A 20,246-nucleotide genomic window follows, 5' to 3' on the forward strand; every position below is an offset into this window, starting at 1 on the left:
GCTTGCGCTTGGCGCGTTCGGGATGGGCGGCGGCAAAATTCCCCCGGCATCCGGATTGGAAGATTCCGCGGGACTATTGCGCGCCGCGACGAAACGCCCGCAGAAATGAAAACCGCCCGGTCAGGGCCGGGCGGTCTTATCTTTGCAGCACCGGCTCGTCGCCGGCAGGAAACAGTCTGCCTTACTGGAAGCTGCCCGCGTCCACTTCAGCATCGACGTTCGGCAGCGTGAGCGAACGGTTTGCGCCGTTCTCCCAGGTGACATTGCCGTTGCCGATCTTCTGGAACTTGTACTCGATACCGATGCCACCCTGCGGGAACTTGATCACGCAGCTCCACTGCGGGTAAGCGGTCGGGGTGCACTGGCGGAAGGCGTCCGGCGACGTGCCCCAGTTGCCGATCTCCGGACGGTTGCCGACGATGTAGACGTTCTCGCCCCACGCCGTTTCGGCAACGATCTTGAAGGTCATCGTGACCGAGGTATCCACCGCCGGCGTGACCGGCAGGTTCCAGTTGCCACCGTTGTTGTTGTCCCAGTTGGTACCGTCGGTGACCACGAAGTTGATCGCAGTTGCGCTCGGCGGCGGGGTGATGGTGGCGGACCAGAAACCGTCGCCGCGCTTGGTCAGCACGGTATCGGTCACGTTGTTCCAGCCGCTGTTGCCCCAGCGCATCGTCAGCGCATTGCTGTTGGCGAGCGTACCGATGTAATAGATCGTGACCGGCTGACCACCGGTGATCGACGACGGCGTGTAGTCGACCGGGGCGACGCTCGGGCAGAAGGCTTCGACGCACTCGTTGCCGCCGGTGGCGACCTTCCACAGCGTGGCGACCTTGCCGACCTGCACGGTGACGAACTTGGCCGTGTGATCGGTGGCCGGCGCGCTGGTGCGGATGCGGAAGACCTGACCCGGGTTGACCGTGGCGGTCGGCGCGAAGGCGCTGTTGCCGACACTGACTTCACCGCCCACCGCCGAGACCAGGACCGGCGCGAAGTCGAAGGAACGCACCGCTTTCGAGGTGACGACCTGGCTGCGAGCGACGTTGAGGCTGTCGGGAATGCGGCTCGGCAGCGCACGGATCAGCGGCTGAACCACTGCGCCGAAGTGCAGCGCAACAGCGGCGTTGGCCGGGATGCTCAGCGTGGCCTGGCCGCCGACCACCTTGACCTGGGCCGCGGCCGGGCAGAATCCGGTTTCAGGCTGGTCGCTGGTCAGCACGTTGCAATAGGTCGCATCGGGCAGGCCGGTGGCGAAGGTCTTGGCCCACACATCGGTCGTGTTGTTGATGGCAACGAAACCCTTGTTGCCGCGCACGAACGAGATGCGGTTCTCACCGTCAGCAGCCCAGCGGCGCAGCGGCGAGGCGGCGGTAAAGTTGCGGAAGCCGACCATGTTCGCCACGCGCTTGTCGCGATGCACGCAGTCCCACTTGCCCGCGGCCGTCGGGTCGCTGCTGCAGTTCGACGGCGTCAGCTCGAAGCCCTTGTACGGCTGACCGACCGGGCCCATGTCGTGGCTGTTGAAGTAGTAACCCGACATGACCTGCGGATAGCCGTAGGGGTAGCCGAGCATGAACACGTTGGCGAGGTAGAGCTTGTCGCCGCTAAAGGTGTTCATCGAATCGCACTGGGCGCCCGGCGCGTATTTGTCGCAGTACTTGCGTTCGGTGTCGTGGTTGTTCACGAACACGGTGGCCTTGTTGCTGGGGAACATGCCCCAGTTGGCAAAGGCTTCCGGCATGCGCGACAGGTTGAAGCCATACATGTTCATGAACATGTTTTTCATGGCGTAGACGTAGCTGAACTCGTTGACCGTACCGATCTCCGGGTACTTGTTGATGTCGCCCGAGTTGTACAGCGAACCGTCCTTGATCACCTCCTGGGTCAGGAAGTAGGCACCGGGAACCTTGGCCTTGATGGCCGCGAGCTCTTCCGGCTTGATGTGCTTGGCCGCGTCGATGCGGAAGCCCTTGACGCCCAGCGAGAGCAGATCCTTCAGGTAGGCGGCGATGCGGTCCTGCACCGCGGGGTTGCCGGTATCCAGATCGGGCAGGCCCGGCAGGTCGCACTGGGTCACGTTGCTGCGGTTGTTGTCGTAGTCGCTCGAAGCGATGGAGCACGACGGGGTGTGGAAGCTGCTGCGGTCGTACGGAACGGCCGGGTAGATGTAGTTGCCGTAGGTCGAACCTGCGGTGCCGACGCCCGTGGTGCCGCCCGCCATGTGATTGATGACCGCGTCCACATACACATCGACGCCCGCGGCCTTACAGATCTGCACCATCGCGAAGAATTCGCGACGATTGCCACTGCGCGAATCGAGCTTGTAGCTGACCGGCTGGTAACGCACCCACCATTCGGAACCCTTCAGGTGTTCCTGCGGCGGCGACACCTGCACTGCCGCGTAGCCTTTCGGGCCCAGCTCGGTAACGCACTCGCGCGCGACCGATGACCAGCTCCATTCAAACAGATTGACATAGGCGGTGCGGGGCACGCCCGGTTTCCAGTCGGCAGCGGAGGCCAGCGGAGCCAGCATCAGCCCCGCGCCCATCAGGGCGAAGGAGGCCGCCAAACGGCGACCGATTATCTTGACAGTCATAGCGTCGTCCATGGACAACCCGACGCGACGGGAAGCGGGGGGTCGCGCGCGGGGGATGTGGAGTGGAGGGTGCATGCGCAGCAGCGAGCATGCGCGTGGCATTCTCGGCGCGCCATCGTTGGCGGATTTGTCGGATTTTGCTGTTTTCGCCCGCGCTGCTCAGGCTGCAATCGCGCGCGCGCGACGAAACTCTCGCGCAAGCCCTGCAGCGCAACGCCACCGGCCCGCGAGTAGGTACAAACCCTGATCAGTACTGTGTGGACAGCGAAAAGATCGTGAAGCGGCGATCGCTTCCGGGGTTGAAGAAGTTGAGACCGAGCGTCGCGCCGCGCTTGAGGGTCCACTGCAGCAAAGCCCCGCGCTGCACATCCCGCTCCAGGTGGAGCAGACGGGTGCGTTGCGTCACCATCGCGATGCGCAGCGGCGCGATCGGCCGCCAGCCGATTTCATTCCACGCGCTGAAGTAATGGAGGCGGGAAGAGCGATGGTCGATGTAGTACTCCGACTCGGTGTAGAAGTCGAAGTCCTTCCAGGCAAGGCTCGCCTCGAGGCCCGGCGCGACGCCCTGGTAGTCGCCGAAGACGACGCCAAAGATGGGCGTCACCGACCAGCTGAGCGCGTCACCGCCGGAAAAGCTCGCCCCGGCGAATACCGACCCGGTGTGCTGCGCCTCATAGTTGTAGCGCGCCTCCAGGTGCAAGCGACCGCGGTCGAAGGCGACCACCGGTGTCAGGAAGTCAGGCTCCTGCGGCATCGCGTAGTAGGAAAGCGAGAGCGACAGCCCGCGTTCAGGCGTTTCGGCGTCCTCTTCGCCCGACGACACCTTGTCGGCGCCTTCGGTACGCGCACTGTCTGCGGGCGGCACCGCTGGCTTTTCGCCAGCCGTGACACCCGCGGCAGGCGGCGTCAGTGCCGGCGCCGCCGGCATCTCATCGGAGACGTCCTCTTCCTCGTCCTCGTCGTCGTCTTCCTCAGGCTGCGGCTTGGCGGCCCATACCGCGGCACTGTGCGAAAGCAGGATCCACAACGCGGCCACCGCCACGAGTCTGAATGTCATGGTGAGTTCTCAGGACGGGCTACAAGGCACCCGCCGCCACGCTACCCCGGCGCCGGCCGCCGCGATACCTCGCGGCGTCAACAACCTGGCATCGGCAGGTGCCGGCAAATCGTTGCTCAGTGGTGGTGCCCGTGTTCGCCATGCACATGCTGGTGTTCGATCTCTTCGGCGGTGGCGGCGCGCACTTCGACCACTTTCATACTGATGCGCAGCGGCTTGCCGGCGAGCGGGTGGTTGCCGTCGAGCATCACCGTGGGGCCCTTGATCTTGGTGACGAAGAAGTAGCGCATCTCGCCGTCGGCACCCATGCGCTGCAGCTGGCCGCCGACCTTCACGCCGGGCGGGAATTCGCTCTTGGGCATGGTGGTGACAAGCGACTCGTCGCGTTCGCCGAAAGCCTCTTCGGCGCTCAGATCGACCGTCGCGGCGAAGCCCGCCTCCTGCCCTTCGAGCACCGCTTCAAGCTTCTCGAAGATGTTCTCGTAACCGCCGTGCAGGTAAGACATCGGCGTCTTGCCGTCGTCGTAGACGAACACGCCCTTTGGGTCGGTGACCTTCAGGCGCAGGGTGACGGCGGTGTTCTTTTCGATTTTCATGGCGCAAGCCCGTCCGGACAAAGTGAATAGCCTGCCATTTTCGCTTGTTGCGCGGACAAGGCAAATCCCGGAGCGTCGGGGCCGATCGGCGATCACTGCGTTCAGCCGTGGGGCGGGTCACGACCTCAGGTGACCGAGCGCGAATGGCGATGTGACGCGAAACGTCATGCTGCCCGGCAAGGGGATTCTGCCTTCACGGCTGCGGCGTGCCGGTCGGCAAGACCGCATGCGCCTCTCCGCAAACCGCACCCCTGCGCCTGGCGCGGCAATCCATCTGGCATAACAGCTGCTAGCGCTGGAAAAGCTCCCCGGCTGACCACGCTTTCAGGAAACCGCCCCATGCAAACGTTGCACACCCAAACCGCACATTGCCTCTACGCCCTGACCCGCATGCTGGCGACCTTCGGCGCCGCGATCCTCGCGCTCGCACTGCTCAACGGATGTGCTGCGCTTGCGGTGAGCCTCGCCGGGGCGGGCGCCGGTGCCGGGCTCTCTCACCAGCTCAACGGTACCGCCAGCCGCACGTTCACCGAGCCGTTCAGCAAGGTCGACGCGGCGACCCGGATTGCATCGAAGCGGATGTACCTGGAAGTGGATGAAGTCGCCAGCACCGGTAGCGGCCAGGTGACGCGTGCGCGGGTCAGCAATCTGAACGTGTCGGTCGAACTCGAACCGCTCTCGCCCACCCTCACCCGCGTCAATGTCGTCGCGCGCAAGGACCTGTTGCGGGTGGATGGCGCCACGGCCCAGGAAATCGTGGCGCAGATCGAGCGCTCGCTCGCGGTGGTCGATCTGGCGGAAGCCGCCGACGCTGCGGCCCGGGCGGGCAAGATCGACAACGCGAAATTCATTCGCGACGAACCCGTCAGCACACGCAAGAACGGCACTTCGAACAAGAAGAAGACCTCGATCTGATCGCAACGCCGCACAGGTGTGTCAGGGTACCGACGGCTGCAGCCGCGCCGCGCCACGGTGGTGGCTGAGCAAGCGGCCCAGGCCGGCCGCGAGCAACACGGCGAGCGCAGCAAGGCCGGCACGCATCCAGGCCTCGCGTTCGACCACCGCCTCCCCGGCGCGCAGCGCCTTCAAGCGGGCGCGTTCGTCGTCAACTGCGTGTGCAGTGGCCTGCGTTAGCGCCATCAAGGCGCCGCGGGTTTCGGACCAGAACTGCGCCAGCGCCCCCTTGGCGCCGTTGAGCTCGATCTCTTCCACCGACGCCGTGTACAGCTCGCCGTAGCGGGCACGCAAATCCTGCAGTGCACTCAGGTGCGCGCGCTCCTGCGGCGATGCCGACAGTGCAGCCAGATCCGCCAGCGCCTTGTCGGCCTGCGCGTTCTCCTCATCGATACGGGCATAGATCGGCACGCGCTGCTCGCGCTCCGGTGTCACCAGCAGCTGCACCAGCTGTTCGGTGGCGAGCTGCACATGCCCCTGCAAGGCATCGACAGCCGCGATGCGGCGCACCTGCGTGTCCGCGGGCGTGCCTTGTTCGCCGTCGCGGTCCGATGCGCGCGTCGCCAACGCGGCGACCACCATCAGCCCACCGATCAGCAGCGCTGCCATGACCCGCTTGCCGCCCTGCCGCCCATCCATTGCTGTTCCCACGTTTCGCCCCTTTTTCATCGGCTATGCCTCCCTGCAGTGGGAGACCGTGCGGCGTGGCAATTCCTTACAGCATCGTCACGCGACACTCCATACACTTACGCATCCGCTAGAGTGGCCGTTGGACGGCACGCGCCGCCCGCACAACGGGACTCACTGGCACCTACCCCAGATACACGAGCCGCTGCATGCCACGCCTGACCCACATCCACCGCGCGCTCGAACCGCGCATCCTGGCGGCACTCGGCATCGTGGCCGCGGTGCTGGCGCTGTTCATTGCCCTCGCCGATGAGGTCGCCAGCGGTGGCACCCATGCAACCGACACGGCGATCCTGATGGCGCTGCGCGCCCCGCAAGACCCTTCGCAAACACTCGGCCCAGCCTGGGTCGCTGAGGCGGTGCGCGATGTCAGCGCGCTCGGCAGCCCGACGGTGCTCGGGATGCTGGTCGCCGCCTGCGTGGTCTTCCTGTTGCTTCGGCGCGACCTGCGCACCGCCGCCTTCGTGGCCGCCGCGACCGTCAGTGGTGCGGTGGCATCGCTGCTGCTCAAGTCCGCCTTTGCGCGGCCTCGGCCGGATCTGGTGCCGCACGCCACGACGGTCTTTACCGCCAGCTTCCCGAGTGGCCACGCCATGCTCTCGGCCGTGGTGTATCTGACCCTCGGCGCCCTGCTGGCCCGCATCACATACGGCTGGTGGCAGAAGCGCTACCTGATGGTGCTGGCGGTGAGCCTCACCGCGATGATCGGCGCGAGCCGCGTCTATCTCGGCGTGCATTGGCCATCCGACGTGCTCGCCGGCTGGGCACTGGGCGCCGCCTGGGCTCTGGCCTGCTGGATCTTTGCGCAGCTGACCGGTCACGAGAGGGGACGCAAGACATGAAAGGCCAGACATTCCTGCGCCGGCTCGGCTTTGCGGTGGATGGCCTCAAAGCCGCCTTCCGGCGCGAGCACAGCTTCCGCCAGCACTTGCTCGCCACCGGAGCGGTGCTGGGTGTGCTGCTGGTCACCCGGCCGGCGCCAGTGTGGTGGGCGATCGGCGCGATCACCGTCGGCCTGGTGCTGATGGCCGAACTTTTCAATTCGGCGCTCGAAGCGCTGATCGACCACCTGCACCCCGAACGCCACCCGGAGATCCGTGTCGTCAAGGACATCGCGGCCGGCGCGGTGCTGGTGACCAGCCTGATCGCGCTGGCGGTCGCCGTGGCCTTTGTGTTCCGCTGAGGGTTGACCGGGACCCTATCTTCCCGGGTCACCGCTCTGTCACAATGCGCCCGCCTCGCGATGGCGCAACCCACCCGGTTGCACCCCGTCGCGACTGCAAGACTGCCAATCAACCCACAGGCGCACACATTTCATGGCCATTCAGCACCTCACCGACGAACAGACCCGCACCTGGACGCGGTCGCAAAAAGACGAGTGGTGGTTCAAGAACGTGTATCGGGGCGACATGGCCCAGCTCACGATCCGCTCCGCACTTACCGGCTTCCTGCTCGGCGGCATCCTCTCTGCCACCATGCTCTACATCGGCGCGAAGACAGGCCTTGGCCTTGGCGTCGGCCTGACCTCGGTGATCCTCTCGTTCGCGCTGTTCCGTTCGCTCTCCAAGGCGGGCATCACACGCGACATGACGATCCTGGAGAACAACTGCACCCAGTCGATCGCCACCGCAGCGGGCTACATGACCACGCCGCTCACCGCGAGCCTCGTGGCCTACATGCTGATCACCGACAAGATCATCCCGGCGTGGCAGATCGTCGTTTGGCAGGTGATCGTCGCGATCCTCGGCGTGCTGATCGCCTTCCCGCTCAAACGCTACTTCGTCAACGACCAACAGATGCCCTTCCCCGAGGGGCGCGCCTGCGGCGTGGTGCTCGATTCGCTCTACACCAGCGATGCCGCGGTCGGCATCTTCAAGGCGCGGCTGCTGGCGGTGGTGGCAGGGGTCACCGGCCTCTTCCAGATGATCGTGTCGGATGGCTGGATGAAGCTGATCCAGTTCAAGCTGCTGCAGATGGACAAGTGGGCCGGCATGACCGAGCCCTGGACCTTCCACGAGCGGATCGACACCTACTACTACAACCTCGCGACCGCCTATCACCTGTGGATTCCGAAGATCCTCGGTACCGATATCCGCCAGCTCGGCTGGCGCGCGACGCTGGACGCCTCGCTGATCGGCGTGGGCGGCCTGATGGGCATCGCGGTCGCGAGCAGCGTGCTGCTCGGCAGCTTCATCAACTTCGCGGTGCTCGCGCCGATCGTGATCCAGCTCGGCGACATCGTGCCGCGCGTGGCGGCCGACGGCACGCCGATCCCGATCAACCGCGGCGAGATCGTCAACCAGTGGTCGCTGTGGTGGGGTGTCGCGATGATGGTGACCGGTTCGCTGGTCAGCCTCGTCGGCCGCCCTGAGATCTTCAAGAGCGCCTGGAAGTCGATGAGCGGCCGCAACAAGGCGGTCAGCAACGGCCCGGACATCCTCAAGGACATCGAGCTGCCGCTGTGGGTGTCCTACGTCGGTGTGCCGCTGTTCAGCGTGCTCGGTGCCTGGGTCACGCACGAGTTCTTCGGCGTGCCCTGGCTGCTGAGCGTGGTCTCGCTGCCGCTGATCTTCGTGCTGACCATCATCGGCACCAATTCGATGGCGCTGACCTCGTGGATCCCGCTCGGCGCGATGGCGAAGATCACGCAGTTCTCGATCGGCGCGCTCGATCGCAGCAACCCGGCCAGCAACCTGCTGCCGGCCGGCATGACGGCCGAGATCTCGGCCAACGCGGCGAACCTGCTCTCCGACATCAAGCCGGGCTACATGCTCGGCGCCAAGCCGCGCCAGCAGGCGATCGGCCATGTGATCGGCATCTTCTCCGGCGCGCTCGCCTGCGCACCGCTGTTCTTCCTGCTCTTCCTGCCGAAGAACGCCGAAGGCGTGCGCTCGACCACCACCATCGTCTCGGACGCCTTCGCCTTCCCCGCTGCGCTGCAGTGGAAGGGTGTCGCCGAGATCATCGCCAAGGGCGTGGCCTCGCTGCCGACCTCCGCCGTCATCGCGATGGTGCTCGCCTGTGTCGCCGCAATCGCGATCGAAGTGGCGAAGATCGTCACGAAGGGCCGCTTCCCGCTGTCTGCGGTGTCGATCGGCCTTGGCGTCGTGCTGCCGCCGGACGCATCGCTGACGATGTTCGTCGGCGCGCTGCTGTTCTGGGTCATGAGCCGCCGCAACGAAGGCAAGCCCGGCACCCGTGGCCACGCGATCTGGGTCGACGGCCTTGAACCGATCTGCGCCGGCCTGATTTCGGGCGCCGCGCTGCTTGGCATCGGCAACGCAATCGTCAATGTGCTGATCTGATTCCAGTTCAGCGTGGCTCGAAACGGCGTGCGCACCCCGCACGCCGTTTTTCTTTGGGCGCCACGTAGAATCTGAGGCCCCGCCCGGATCAGGCCACCCGCATGCGCGACATCCCCGCCGAATCGAAGACCATCGAAAGCGTCGCGCAGGCGATCGACGCGCTGACCCGCGGCAAACTGCTCGACGCGCTCGCGCCGGAAGCCAGCGCACGCCGCGGCGATGCACGCTTCGGACTGTGGTTCCGCGGCCACGAACGCGCCAGCTACCGACTGGTGCCGACGCTGCTGCGGCCCACGCCGGGCGCCGCGCCAATCGACGAGGTCTCGCTCACCCGCCACTTCCGCGCGCTGAACCCCGACGCAGTGCCGCCCGGCACGCCAGATTTTGCGGCGCTGGTGACGATGCAGCACTACCTCGCGCCGACCCGCCTGCTCGACTGGAGCGAGAACCTGCTCGTCGCGCTCTTCTTCGCGGTGCGCGATCCCGCTCTGGATGGGGGCAACGAAGACGCCGCGCTGTGGATCCTCAACGCGCGGCGCCTCAACTACTACAGCTCGGCGAGCCAGCGCAGCGCTGAACTGCTCTATGCCGACGATGCCGACGTGGTCGCCCGCGCGGCACTGTGCCGGGTGCGCAACCGCGAAGCCTGGCGCGACAGCGTCGCGCGCAGCCTGCAGGCGCCCGATGTGCCGGGCGAGACTTACCGCCACGGCCGCCTGCTCGGCGCCATTGGCGAGACACCGGTGCCGGTGGCGCAGATCGCCAGCACGCCGGCCGCGGTGGACTTGCGCGCCATACCGATGAACGGCCCGCGTGGCGTCAAGCCCGGCAACCTCTTCGACGACGGCAACTGGGCCAGCGCGGAACGCCTCGCGGTGCGCCTGTCGATGCCAGTGGCGGTGTTCCCGCCGCGCAGCAATCCGCGCATCCGCAACCAGTCCGGCACCTTCACGCTGCACGGCGGACGCTTTGTCGCTGACGCCGCCGCCTGGGCGGGCAAGGCGCTCTCGCCCACCGCGATCGGCGCGCCGATCGACCTGCTCGACATCGACGCCGCGCTACGCCGCACCCGCATCCTCAAGTGGCTGCGCATTCCAGCCGCCAAGCGGGCGGCGATCCGGGGTGAACTGGCACTGATCGGCATCACCGAGGCCGCCTTGTTCCCCGAGCTCGACTACCAGTCGCGCGACGTCGCAAGCCGCTGGCGCCCCCCACACGACACCGTGACCGACGCCTGAGGCGCCTTGCGGGGCGTCCGCCCCCTGCAGATATTCGGCAAACGGCGCCGCGTCGGCGATACTTCAGGGTTGGCCCGTGTTTTCGGGCCGTCCTCGCAGGGCCCCCGCCATGACTACACCCAACACCCCGACCACCTTCGCCGAGCTCGGCCTGCCCGAAGCGCTGCTGCGTGCGCTTGCCGACGTGGGTTACGAAACCCCCTCGCCGATCCAGGCCGCCTGCATCCCGCTGCTGCTGGAAGGCAACGACATCATCGGCGAAGCGCAGACCGGCACCGGCAAGACGGCGGCCTTTGCGCTTCCGCTGCTCTCGCGCATCGACATCGCCGAGCGCCGCCCGCAAGCGCTGGTGCTCACGCCGACGCGCGAACTCGCGATCCAGGTCGCCGAGGCCCTGCAGAAATACGCCCACCACCTGCCCGGCTTCCATGTGCTGCCGATCTACGGCGGCCAGAGCATGGTGGTGCAGCTGCGGGCGCTGTCGCGCGGGCCGCAGGTGATCGTCGGCACGCCGGGCCGGGTGATGGACCACCTCGAGCGCAAGAGCCTCGAACTCGAGAACCTGCGCGTGATGGTGCTCGACGAAGCCGACGAGATGCTGCGCATGGGCTTCATCGACGATGTTGAATGGATTCTCCAGCACACGCCGCCCGAGCGGCAGACCGCGCTGTTCTCGGCGACCATGCCGGAGCCGATCCGCCGTGTCGCGCGCACCTACCTGCGCGAACCGCGCGAGGTGAAGATCCGCGCCGCGACCAGCACCGTCGAGGCGATCCGCCAGCGTTACTGGACCGTACGCGGCATGGACAAGCTCGATGCCCTCACGCGCATCCTTGAAGTGGAAGAGGACTTCGACGCCGCGATCGTGTTCGTGCGGACCAAGATCGCCACCGAAGAGCTGGCGCAGAAGCTCGAAGCACGCGGCATCGCCGCTGCGGCGCTGAACGGCGACATGACGCAGGGCCTGCGCGAACGCGTGATCGAGCAGCTGAAGAACGGCCAGCTCGACATCGTCGTCGCGACCGACGTGGCGGCGCGCGGTATCGATGTGCCGCGCGTCACCCATGTCATCAACTACGACATTCCGTACGACACCGAAGCCTATGTGCACCGCATCGGCCGCACCGGCCGTGCGGGCCGCACCGGCAACGCGATCCTGTTCGTCAGCCCGCGCGAATTCCGCATGCTCAAGACGATCGAGCGCGTCACCCGCGCGACGATCGAACCGCTGCGCCTGCCGACGCGCAGCGAAGTGGAGATCAAGCGCGCCGAGCAGTTCAAGCAGCAGATCACCGAGGTGATCGAGAACGAATCGCTGGAATACTTCGTCGAGCTGGTGAGCCAGATGGAAGACGACCAGGACCTCACCGCACACGAAATCGCCGCTGCGCTGGCCTGGATCGCGCAACGCGAGCGCCCGCTCAAGCTCGACCCGGCCGAATGGCCGGATGAACCCGCAGCAAGGCCCGAAAGCGAACGCCCGACGCGCGAGAACCGCGAAGAGATCCTCGCCAAGCGCCGCGAGTTCTCGGCTGGCGCACTGGCGCGCTACCGCATCAACGTGGGCCGCAACGACGGCGTGATGCCGAAGGAGATCGTCGGCGCGATCGCCAACGAAGGCGGCATCGAAGGCCGCTACATCGGTCAGATCAACCTGTTCCCGGACTTCTCCACGGTAGAACTGCCGCGCGACCTGCCCGCCGACGTGCTGGCACAGATCGGCGCGATCCGCGTGCGTCGGCAGGCGCTGGCGATCCGGCCGATGGCCGAGGGTGAGGACGAAGGCATGGACCGCCGGCCACCGCGGCGCGACTCCCGCGAAGAACGCAGCGGCGGCGGTTGGGGGCATCGCGAAAACGATCGCGGCGCCCCGCGCTTCGACGATCGCAAACCGCAAGGGCGCTGGGGCAACGACCGGCCGCAGGGCGATCGCCCGCAAGCGGACAGACCGCCGCGTCCGCAAGGCGAGCGTAGCTGGGGCGACCGGCCCGCGCGTCCCTATGGCGACCGCCCGCAAGCACCGCGCCCTTACCCGGACCGCGCTGCAAGCGATCGTCCGGCCGCTGACCGCCCGCAAGCTGATCGCCCCTGGGGTGACCGCCCGCGCAGTTTCGATGACGACCGCCGCCCGCCACGCCCGGCCGACGATCGCCCGTCCCGCCCATGGGGCGATCGCCCCCCGAAACCCGGCTTTGCTGGCGACAAGAAGCCCTGGGGCCCGCCCAAGGGCAAGAAGCCGACGCGCTGAACGCCTCGACCCGGTGACCTCGCAGGATCAAGTGCTGTCGAGGTCGCCATGGGTCACGGGTGAGCGGAGCGGATCACCGTGCCAGCGTTTGCCCCAGTACGTTTCGGCCGCCGCAGGATGTCGCAGCGGCTTGTCTGTCGGCGCCGGCGCAATCGTTGACCAGGGCGGCGCCTGACGGCAACACGGGGAGGGTCCGCCGGGCGCCCGACCAGGTCGGCAGGTCCGACGGCGGATTTGGCTCAGGCGCTTCCGGTCGCGAACGCCAGCAAATCGCGCTGCGCCTCGTCCGGCAGGCGGCGCAACATCAGGTAGAGCAGGCGGCTGTCGATCAGCGTGATGCCGTGGGCCGTCGCCAGGCTTCGGGCTTCTTCGGTGAAGCCGCTGGCGTTCATCAGCACACCGCGCTGCACGGTAGCGCGACTCATGTCGGCGATCAGGTCGGCGATTTGGTCGGCGCCAGCCATTTCGTTGGTGTGCGAAAGCGCATGCACGACCAGCCCGGCGCCGCTCACCGCCAGGCCGCGACCGCTCGCCATCGGCATCGGTTCGGTAGTCAGCAGACGCGCTGCGTGATAACGCACGCACAGGCGGGCGAAACGATCGCCCTTGACGGTCGCGAGTAGCTCCGGCGACCACTTCTCGGCGCGCCGCGCAAGCGGCGCTTCGATGTTGGCCGAGGACACGCGGTTTGCGGTCGAGGGCACACGCTTGGGGGGATCGAGCACCAGCAGCGTCAGCTCGGGGTCATCCTGCGGCGCTGCCGGGCGATCCTTGCGCCGGTAGAGCGCCGCCGCGAACAGGGCGAGGCCGCCCACCACGGCGAATCCCGCCGCGCGCAGCGAGACCTGCAGATGCGCAGCCGCTGGCGAGGTCAGCGCGATCAGCGCGAGCGACGCTGCGGCAAGCGCCAGGATCCATCGCAAAGGCGACGCGGCAGTGTCGGAATGAGTCGGGTAGGCGGTCATGGCTGGGGGCTCCGGTTGACTGGCGCTCAGCATGCCATCGCGATACCGCGCGGCGCGAGCGCAACCATTCCGGAAGCATGAAGCTTGTCATGCTGCACTGCGTTCTGGGCCTCGCCCGGTGCCGTTCAGCCCTTGTGATCCGTCGCGGCGGCCACCGTCACCGGCACATCAACGACGGCCTGCGCGGCGACCTGCTCATAACCGACCAGGGTGGTGCCCAGGCACAGGGCCGACCCGGCAAGCGCCAGCACGGCGGCGACGACTTTGTAGTTCAGGCGGGATACGATGGTTTTCATGGCAGCTTCCTCTCACTCATGCGATTCGTCGGGGGCGCAGCGGGTCGGTCGTCTCCGGATCGGTGCTGCGTTGAGTGAAGGATGGACGCACGCCCGCGCCATCGCGACCGCCTTGCGACAAACTGCAGGGAAGGTGGAACAGACTGCAGATAGCGCGGCTCGCCGGGCACATCCAAGCCTGCAAGCGCAGCCGCGTATGGCGCGCGTGGAGACGCGCCTCGGCAGTTGGCGGTGCCGGTCAGCCTGTTGTCTGGCCTGGGGCTGGCTGCGAGAAAACCTTCTGCAGGTAGGCCAGCAGCGCCTGTAGCCGAGCCGTCTGATACTGGCGGCTGGGGTAGACCGCGAACAAGGGCACTTGCTCGTACTGCGCATCCGGGAAGAGATCGATCAGGCGCCCGGCAGCCAGATCGGTGTGGATGTCGATGCGCGACTTGTAGGCGATGCCGTGGCCGAGCAACGCCCATTTGCGCACCAGCGCACCATCGTCCGCCGCGCGGTCGCCGCTGACACGCACTTCGCGCGTGCGACCGTCGTGGAATAGCCGCCAGTCGTTGTAAAGCTCGCCATTGCGGTAGAAGCAGATGCAATTGTGCGCGGCAAGCGCCTCCACCGAGGCGGGCCGCCCCCGGCGCTCGAGGTAGCCCGGCGCGGCGCAGATCACGCGGTCGTTGTCGCACAGCTTGCGCGCGATCAGCGTCGAATCGCGCAGCAGTCCATAGCGCAGCACGAGGTCGATCGGATTGCGATAAAGGTCGTGCAGGCCGTCGGACAGATGCATCACGATGCGCACCTGCGGGTGCTGCTGGCGGAAGGGTTCCAGCACCTCGTCGAGATAGTCGCGCCCGAGGTCGGACGGCGCGCCGAGGTGGATCTCGCCGGACACACAATCGCGCCCCTGCCGCAGCGCCGCCATGCCCTCTTCCAATGCTTGCGTCGATTGCACGCAGTAGCGCAGAAAGTCTTCCCCGGCCTGCGTGAGCCGCAGCGAACGGGTCGAGCGTTCGAAGAGCTGGCTGCCCAGTTCGCGTTCAAGCCGCTTGAGCGCCGCGCTGGCCGTGGCAGGCGTCAAACCGAGTTGGCGTGCCGCGACGCTGATCCCGCCGGCCTCGCTGACGCGGATGAAGAGCTGGATATCGGACAGATGCGGCATGGCGGCCCCTAATTTCAAATTCTGTTTGATAGTAATTCAAACCTCAGCCGGATTACCGCGCGCACGACGACGTCGTAGAGTGCAGCCATTGACTCACCGCACTCACAGGAGCCCCCAATGTCCCTCATGAAAGCCGTTGGTTATCGCCAACCCGGCGCCATCGACGCGCCCGACAGCCTGATCGACCTCGAACTGCCACGCCCACAGGCAGCGGGCCGCGACCTGCTGGTGCAGGTGCAGGCGGTGTCGGTGAACCCGGTGGACACCAAGGTCCGCAAGGGCGCACCGGTCACCGGCGATGCCCGCGTGCTGGGCTTCGACGCGGTCGGCGTGGTGGTCGAGGTGGGCCCGCAGGTCACGCTGTTCAAGCCGGGCGACGAGGTCTGGTACGCCGGCGCGATCGACCGGCCCGGCAGCAACGCCGAATTCCAGCTGGTCGATGAACGCATCGTCGCGCTGCGGCCGCGGTCGCTGTCGGCCGCCGATGCCGCGGCGCTGCCGCTCACCGGCATCACCGCGTGGGAACTGCTGTTCGATCGCTTGCAGGTGCCACTGGCCGGCGCCGGCAAGCCGAGCACGCTGCTGATCGTGGGCGCCGCGGGCGGCGTCGGGTCGGTGCTGATCCAGCTCGCGCGCCAGCTCACCGGGCTCACGGTGGTCGCCACCGCGTCGCGGCCGGAATCGCGCGCGTGGGTCAGCACACTCGGCGCCCATCATGTGATCGATCACCGCCAGCCGATGGCGCTGCAGATCGCGGCGCTCGGGCTACCGCCGGTGGACCAGGTGATCAGCCTGACGCAGACCGACCAGCACTTCGCGCAACTGGTCGAGATCCTCGCACCGCAGGGCAAGCTAGCCCTGATCGACGACCCCGACGCGATCGACGTGCGCCTGCTCAAGCGCAAGAGCCTGAGCCTGCACTGGGAACTGATGTTCACCCGTTCGCTCTATCAAACCGACGACATGCAGGCACAACACGATCTCTTGAGCGAACTGGCGAAGCTGGTGGATCAGGGCGCGGTGCGCAGCACGGCACGCAGGCATCTGGGCAAGATCAACGCCGCCAACTTGCGCGAGGCGCATCGTCTGCAGGAAACCGGCACCGTGATCGGAAAGATCGTGCTGGAAGGATTCTGAGGCGCCGCGGCGCCCCGACAAGGACGAACACCATGAGCCAACTATTCACGCCGTACTCGATCGGCCCCCTCACGCTTGAAAACCGCATCGTCATCGCGCCGATGTGCCAGTACTCGGCCGAAGACGGCCACGCCACCGACTGGCACCGCATCCACCTCGGCCAGCTCGCGTTCTCGGGTGCCGGCCTGCTGATCATCGAAGCCACTGCGGTGGAACCCGCCGGGCGCATCTCGCCGGCGGATCTGGGCCTCTGGTCCGATTCGACGGAAGCCGCACTGGCCGGGGTCATCGACAGCGTGCGCAAGTATTCGAAGATGCCGCTGGCGATCCAGCTCGGTCACGCCGGGCGCAAGGCCTCGAACCCGCTGCCCTGGGTCGGCGGCCCCGCATTGCGCGAGGCTCAGGGCGGCTGGCAGACCGTGGCACCGTCGGCACTAAGCTTCAACGAGCACGACGCCACGCCGCTCGCGCTGGATCAGGCGGGCCTGCAACGCGTGTTGCAGGCATTCGTGACGGCCGCGCAGCGCGCGCATCGCATCGGCTTCGACGCGATCGAGATCCACGCCGCGCACGGCTACCTGCTGCATCAGTTCCTCTCACCGCTGTCGAACGCTCGCACAGACGAATACGGCGGCTCTCAGGAAAACCGCATGCGCTTCCCGCTGCAGGTGTTCGATGCGGTGCGCGAGGCGCTACCGGCGAGCGTGCCGGTCGGCATCCGCATCTCGGCGACCGACTGGGTCGAGGGCGGCTGGGACATCGCGCAGAGCGTGGTCTTCGCGCAGGCACTGGCCAAGCGCCATTGCGCCTTCATCCATGTTTCCAGCGGCGGGCTATCGCCCTTGCAGGCGATCACGCCGGCACCGGACTACCAGGTACCGCTGGCCGCACGCATCCGCGCCGAATCAGGGCTGCCGACCATCGCGGTCGGCCTGGTCACCGACGCCGAGCAGGCCGAAGCCATCGTCGCAAACGGCCATGCCGACATGGTGGGCGTAGCGCGCGTCATGCTCTACGACCCGCACTGGCCGTGGCACGCGGCCGCCAAGCTCGGCGCGCAGGTCACTGCACCACCGCAGTACTGGCGCTCGCAGCCACACGGCGTGCACAAGCTCTTCAAGTGACGGCGCCGCGCGCGCGTTCCGTCGGCCAGCTACTGCACGATCAGCGTCACGCCGGTGTCGTAGAAGTGCTTCCAGGCGGGGAAGGCACCGATCTTTGCGTAACCTGGCGCGCCGGGGTCCATGTAGCTCCCCTGGCCGTCGCTGACGACGAAATGCCCCGCCGGATTTGCCCCCTTGATTTTCAGGAAATGGATGAAATACGGCGGTCCACCCGCCGTGATTGCGCCGTGGGCGGGCGGGTGCGGCAATTTGGTCGCATTGGATGAGCGCAGTCCGAGCGAGAGCGTGCCCGCGATCGGGGTCAAATGCGTCAGGTCAATGCTGTACCAGACGGTACGGCCTTGCTGGATCAGGTAGTCCGCAATGTTCGCGGGCGTAGCCCCGAGGTGACGAGTCAGCCGGGTCGCCTGCACCGCCTTGAAGATCTGGTCGGCCGAATCTGTCGGCGCCGCACCGAGGGAAGTCAGCACGCTGATGATGCACGCGACACCACACCCTTGATCATCCCTGCCTTTGGTCAATCCGATCCAGCGCTGGTCCTTCAGTGTCAAAGCCATGGCGACTCCTCTCCGGCAATCCGTGCAGGTGGACGGTACTCGAAAAGTCGTTTGGCATGAACCGCGTGGCGGGCCCAGCGCATTGCGCGTCCCGCCCTCTCAAGAAACGGGGCAGGGCGCGGCTGGGATTCAGCCGCGGTTCTGACCCGCAGTTGCCACCATCACGCTGGCGGGTACCACAGCCTGCGCCGCGACCTTCTGGTATCCGATCACGGTCGTACCTACCGTACCGGCAACACCGGCGAAGGCGATCAGGGCAGCGACGAGGGCTTGGGTCGGGCGGATGCGAAGGGCGTTCATGGCGGTCTCCTGTCTTTCACTTGGGGGCAGCGTTCGGTGCTGCGTTGAGTGAAGGATGGATCAATGCCCTGATGGCCGCGACGGGCGTGCGATGAACTGCAGCCGGCGCGGAACGGGCTGCAGAAAACCGGCCGCAGACGGCGCCACGGCACGCCGCGTGACGGCCCCGGGCACTTGAGTTGGCGGACGACGTGACCCGGATCACAGGCCCGCGTCGCAACGCATGCGGCAGCGATTATTGCATTGGCATACTCATGCCACAGCAGCATCGTCGGCCCGCCTTGAACGAAACAACACTTGGGCCGGCGCTCTTCAGATGTCATTCGAGGCCCCCATGAAATACCGTACCAGTCTTGCAGGCGTGCTCGCCACCACCCTTCTCGTGACCGCCTGTGGCGGCGGTGGCGGCGACTCCTCCAGCCCCACGCCGGCTGTCAGCAGCAGCCCGACCCCCGCGCCAGCCCCAGCGCCGACACCCGCAGCGAGTGCCATGCACTACGTCGTAATCGAAGATGTGCCTTCAGCATGGCTCCGGGAGATCGCGCTGACGCTGCAGAACAACTGCGCTGCGGCGCGCGAAGCCCAGGGCTTGCCGGCCGCCCCTGCCCTGACGCTCGACCTGCTGGACCCACGCATCGGCACCCTTCGCACCGAGCGCTACTTCGGCAGCGATCGCATTGCCAGTTACAAACATGGCTATGAGTACTCCAGCCTGAGCGAAGACTGCACCTACGGCCCGATCCGCGAGGTGGTGAGCTTCGAGGCGCGCTTTGCGAATGGTCGCCACATCCGCTGGGGGCGACACGGCAGCACCTACGACGCGCGTTTGGACGAAACGCCCGACGACCCCGCGGCCCTTGAAGCCGCAGTCAAGCAACTCGCTGCCTCCGGCGCGGTCCCGACCCTGCTCACCAGCGCATCCGATGCGTTCCCGGTGGTCGACACCGGCCGCACACGCAGCATCGCCGGCCAGCGCTGCAAGGAATACGAGTTCCCCGCGCAGCGCATGACGGAGTGCGTCGCCCAGGTCAGCAAGCCGGTGCCGATGATGGGCGTGGCGGGGCAGGACAATCTAGTGCTGGCTGTCAAGATCCTGCAGCCGGGCGCCGGCGCGGGCGACCCCGCCGCGGTGGACAGCACCGCGACCGAAGTGCACCTCTCACAGCCGCTCGACCCTTCGAAGTTCGATCCGGCCTCGCTGTAAAGCAGCCGAGGAAACGATGCCTTCGCCCCTCCTGATCAGCCGCCTGACCCTCGCCGCAGCCTGCTGTGCGGCGAGTCTTGCCGCCCAAGCCATCGAAAGGGAAGACCGGCTCGATTGCCAGCTTCCCGACGGCACGCATGTGCTGTTCCGTTCCAGGTACGACTACTCACTCGTGCCCGTGCCGCTCGTCCATGCCTCCCGCGAATCGGACAGACATAGCTGGGATGCACGCTATCGCGACAAGAAGGGCAAGGTCACCGACACGCCCGTCGCAGTTGACTACCACGGCAACAGGACTCGCTCGAGCCTCGAAGCCGTTTGTGCGCATGTTGGCGTCTTGAACGGGGTCGTATTGGGACCACACACGTTTCGGGAAGCCGATGGCAGATGGTTCTCGAGCGAACAACTCCCATGGGAATTGCTCGACGCCGGCGGTGTAGGTTTCGTGCCGGACCGCTTGCCGCCAGAGAAACGCAAGCAGATGGACGATGCCGGCATCAAAGACGCCACTTACTACTTCGCCTTCATCCTTCCGACCGGAAAGCGACTCGTCTATGAACAACCCTTGCACCGCAGTCGTGAAGGTTTTTTCCGGGAAAAGACGTTCGATGCCGTCTATCAGTCCTTTTCAGATGATCACGGAAAGACGTGGTCCCCGCCCGTGGTGACGACTGACGCGCTGATCTTTGAGCTGGGCAAGTCATGGTCGCAGCAGAGCTTTCTCGCGAAGCCGGTATCTCTGAACGGAAAGAAGATTCCCGAAGACCCACCGCCCGACAACAGTTGTGTTCAATAGACCTCAACCGGCCGAAACAGGGTGCCCGACGAGGCT

Annotated in this window: 19 protein-coding genes; 10 read left to right on the forward strand and 9 right to left on the reverse strand. The window is 66.5% G+C overall.

Features of this window, described 5'->3' with window-relative positions; genetic code table 11:
* Window positions 1-181 precede the first annotated feature (181 nt).
* From GGR36_RS13970 to GGR36_RS13980, 3 genes are all read right to left on the reverse strand, one after another.
* Window positions 182-2,596, reverse strand: coding sequence for a carbohydrate-binding module family 20 domain-containing protein (locus GGR36_RS13970; protein ID WP_183635334.1), 2,415 nt, complete (start codon window positions 2,594-2,596; stop codon window positions 182-184).
* 247 nt (window positions 2,597-2,843) lie between these two features.
* Window positions 2,844-3,653, reverse strand: a complete 810-nt coding sequence (locus tag GGR36_RS13975; RefSeq protein WP_183635335.1) for a hypothetical protein — start codon at window positions 3,651-3,653, stop codon at window positions 2,844-2,846.
* A 116-nt stretch (window positions 3,654-3,769) separates the two neighbouring features.
* Window positions 3,770-4,249 carry an FKBP-type peptidyl-prolyl cis-trans isomerase gene (locus GGR36_RS13980; protein ID WP_183635336.1) on the reverse strand — a complete coding sequence of 160 codons (480 nt, stop codon included), beginning with the start codon at window positions 4,247-4,249 and terminating at the stop codon, window positions 3,770-3,772.
* A 339-nt stretch (window positions 4,250-4,588) separates the two neighbouring features.
* Here GGR36_RS13980 and GGR36_RS13985 point away from each other — a divergent pair, with 339 nt between their 5' ends.
* On the forward strand, window positions 4,589-5,164 hold the full coding sequence (locus GGR36_RS13985; protein WP_183635337.1) for a DUF3568 family protein: 576 nt from the start codon (window positions 4,589-4,591) through the stop codon (window positions 5,162-5,164).
* Between the two features lie 21 nt (window positions 5,165-5,185).
* On the opposite strand, the gene GGR36_RS13990 is transcribed toward GGR36_RS13985, so the two are convergent.
* Window positions 5,186-5,854, reverse strand: a complete 669-nt coding sequence (locus GGR36_RS13990; protein WP_183635338.1) for a hypothetical protein — start codon at window positions 5,852-5,854, stop codon at window positions 5,186-5,188.
* A gap of 185 nt (window positions 5,855-6,039) precedes the next feature.
* On the opposite strand from GGR36_RS13990, the gene GGR36_RS22290 reads away from it, so the two are divergent.
* The 5 genes from GGR36_RS22290 to GGR36_RS14015 all read left to right on the forward strand — a co-directional run bounded on the left by GGR36_RS22290 (window position 6,040) and on the right by GGR36_RS14015 (window position 12,681).
* On the forward strand, window positions 6,040-6,732 hold the full coding sequence (locus tag GGR36_RS22290; RefSeq protein ID WP_183635339.1) for a phosphatase PAP2 family protein: 693 nt from the start codon (window positions 6,040-6,042) through the stop codon (window positions 6,730-6,732).
* A complete protein-coding gene (locus GGR36_RS14000) occupies window positions 6,729-7,073 on the forward strand; it encodes a diacylglycerol kinase (RefSeq protein ID WP_183635340.1) in 345 nt (114 codons plus the stop codon). Before GGR36_RS22290 ends, GGR36_RS14000 begins: the two co-directional genes overlap by 4 nt.
* A gap of 133 nt (window positions 7,074-7,206) precedes the next feature.
* On the forward strand, window positions 7,207-9,195 hold the full coding sequence (locus tag GGR36_RS14005) for an OPT family oligopeptide transporter (RefSeq protein ID WP_183635341.1): 1,989 nt from the start codon (window positions 7,207-7,209) through the stop codon (window positions 9,193-9,195).
* Between the two features lie 101 nt (window positions 9,196-9,296).
* Window positions 9,297-10,433: an FRG domain-containing protein gene (locus tag GGR36_RS14010; RefSeq protein WP_183635342.1), complete on the forward strand. Its 1,137-nt coding sequence runs from the start codon at window positions 9,297-9,299 to the stop codon at window positions 10,431-10,433.
* A 109-nt stretch (window positions 10,434-10,542) separates the two neighbouring features.
* A complete protein-coding gene (locus tag GGR36_RS14015) occupies window positions 10,543-12,681 on the forward strand; it encodes a DEAD/DEAH box helicase (protein ID WP_183635343.1) in 2,139 nt (712 codons plus the stop codon).
* Window positions 12,682-12,920: 239 nt separating this feature from the next.
* Here GGR36_RS14015 and GGR36_RS14020 read toward each other — a convergent pair whose 3' ends face one another.
* From GGR36_RS14020 to GGR36_RS14030, 3 genes are all read right to left on the reverse strand, one after another.
* Complete coding sequence (locus GGR36_RS14020; RefSeq protein WP_183635344.1) at window positions 12,921-13,646, reverse strand: restriction endonuclease; 726 nt, start codon at window positions 13,644-13,646, stop codon at window positions 12,921-12,923.
* Between the two features lie 125 nt (window positions 13,647-13,771).
* Window positions 13,772-13,942, reverse strand: coding sequence for a hypothetical protein (locus GGR36_RS14025; protein ID WP_183635345.1), 171 nt, complete (start codon window positions 13,940-13,942; stop codon window positions 13,772-13,774).
* A gap of 238 nt (window positions 13,943-14,180) precedes the next feature.
* Window positions 14,181-15,092: a LysR family transcriptional regulator gene (locus GGR36_RS14030; RefSeq protein ID WP_183635346.1), complete on the reverse strand. Its 912-nt coding sequence runs from the start codon at window positions 15,090-15,092 to the stop codon at window positions 14,181-14,183.
* A gap of 117 nt (window positions 15,093-15,209) precedes the next feature.
* On the opposite strand from GGR36_RS14030, the gene GGR36_RS14035 reads away from it, so the two are divergent.
* The gene (locus GGR36_RS14035) at window positions 15,210-16,229 is read left to right on the forward strand and encodes a zinc-binding alcohol dehydrogenase family protein (protein ID WP_242533265.1); all 1,020 of its coding nucleotides are present in this window, start codon (window positions 15,210-15,212) and stop codon (window positions 16,227-16,229) included.
* A 32-nt stretch (window positions 16,230-16,261) separates the two neighbouring features.
* A complete protein-coding gene (locus tag GGR36_RS14040; protein WP_183635347.1) occupies window positions 16,262-17,353 on the forward strand; it encodes an NADH:flavin oxidoreductase/NADH oxidase in 1,092 nt (363 codons plus the stop codon).
* Between the two features lie 29 nt (window positions 17,354-17,382).
* Here GGR36_RS14040 and GGR36_RS14045 read toward each other — a convergent pair whose 3' ends face one another.
* Both GGR36_RS14045 and GGR36_RS14050 read right to left on the reverse strand, forming a co-directional pair.
* Entirely contained in the window at window positions 17,383-17,910 is a 528-nt protein-coding gene (locus GGR36_RS14045; RefSeq protein WP_183635348.1) for a hypothetical protein, read from the reverse strand.
* Window positions 17,911-18,039: 129 nt separating this feature from the next.
* Window positions 18,040-18,210 (reverse strand): hypothetical protein, encoded by a 171-nt coding sequence (locus tag GGR36_RS14050; protein ID WP_183635349.1) that lies wholly within the window; start codon window positions 18,208-18,210, stop codon window positions 18,040-18,042.
* 334 nt (window positions 18,211-18,544) lie between these two features.
* Here GGR36_RS14050 and GGR36_RS14055 point away from each other — a divergent pair, with 334 nt between their 5' ends.
* Together GGR36_RS14055 and GGR36_RS14060 are read left to right on the forward strand one after the other, a co-directional pair.
* A complete protein-coding gene (locus GGR36_RS14055; RefSeq protein ID WP_183635350.1) occupies window positions 18,545-19,414 on the forward strand; it encodes a hypothetical protein in 870 nt (289 codons plus the stop codon).
* Window positions 19,415-19,430: 16 nt separating this feature from the next.
* Window positions 19,431-20,210, forward strand: a complete 780-nt coding sequence (locus tag GGR36_RS14060) for a hypothetical protein (RefSeq protein WP_183635351.1) — start codon at window positions 19,431-19,433, stop codon at window positions 20,208-20,210.
* Window positions 20,211-20,246 lie beyond the last annotated feature (36 nt).

It is taken from the genome of Niveibacterium umoris (assembly GCF_014197015.1).
Lineage (GTDB): Bacteria > Pseudomonadota > Gammaproteobacteria > Burkholderiales > Rhodocyclaceae > Niveibacterium > Niveibacterium umoris.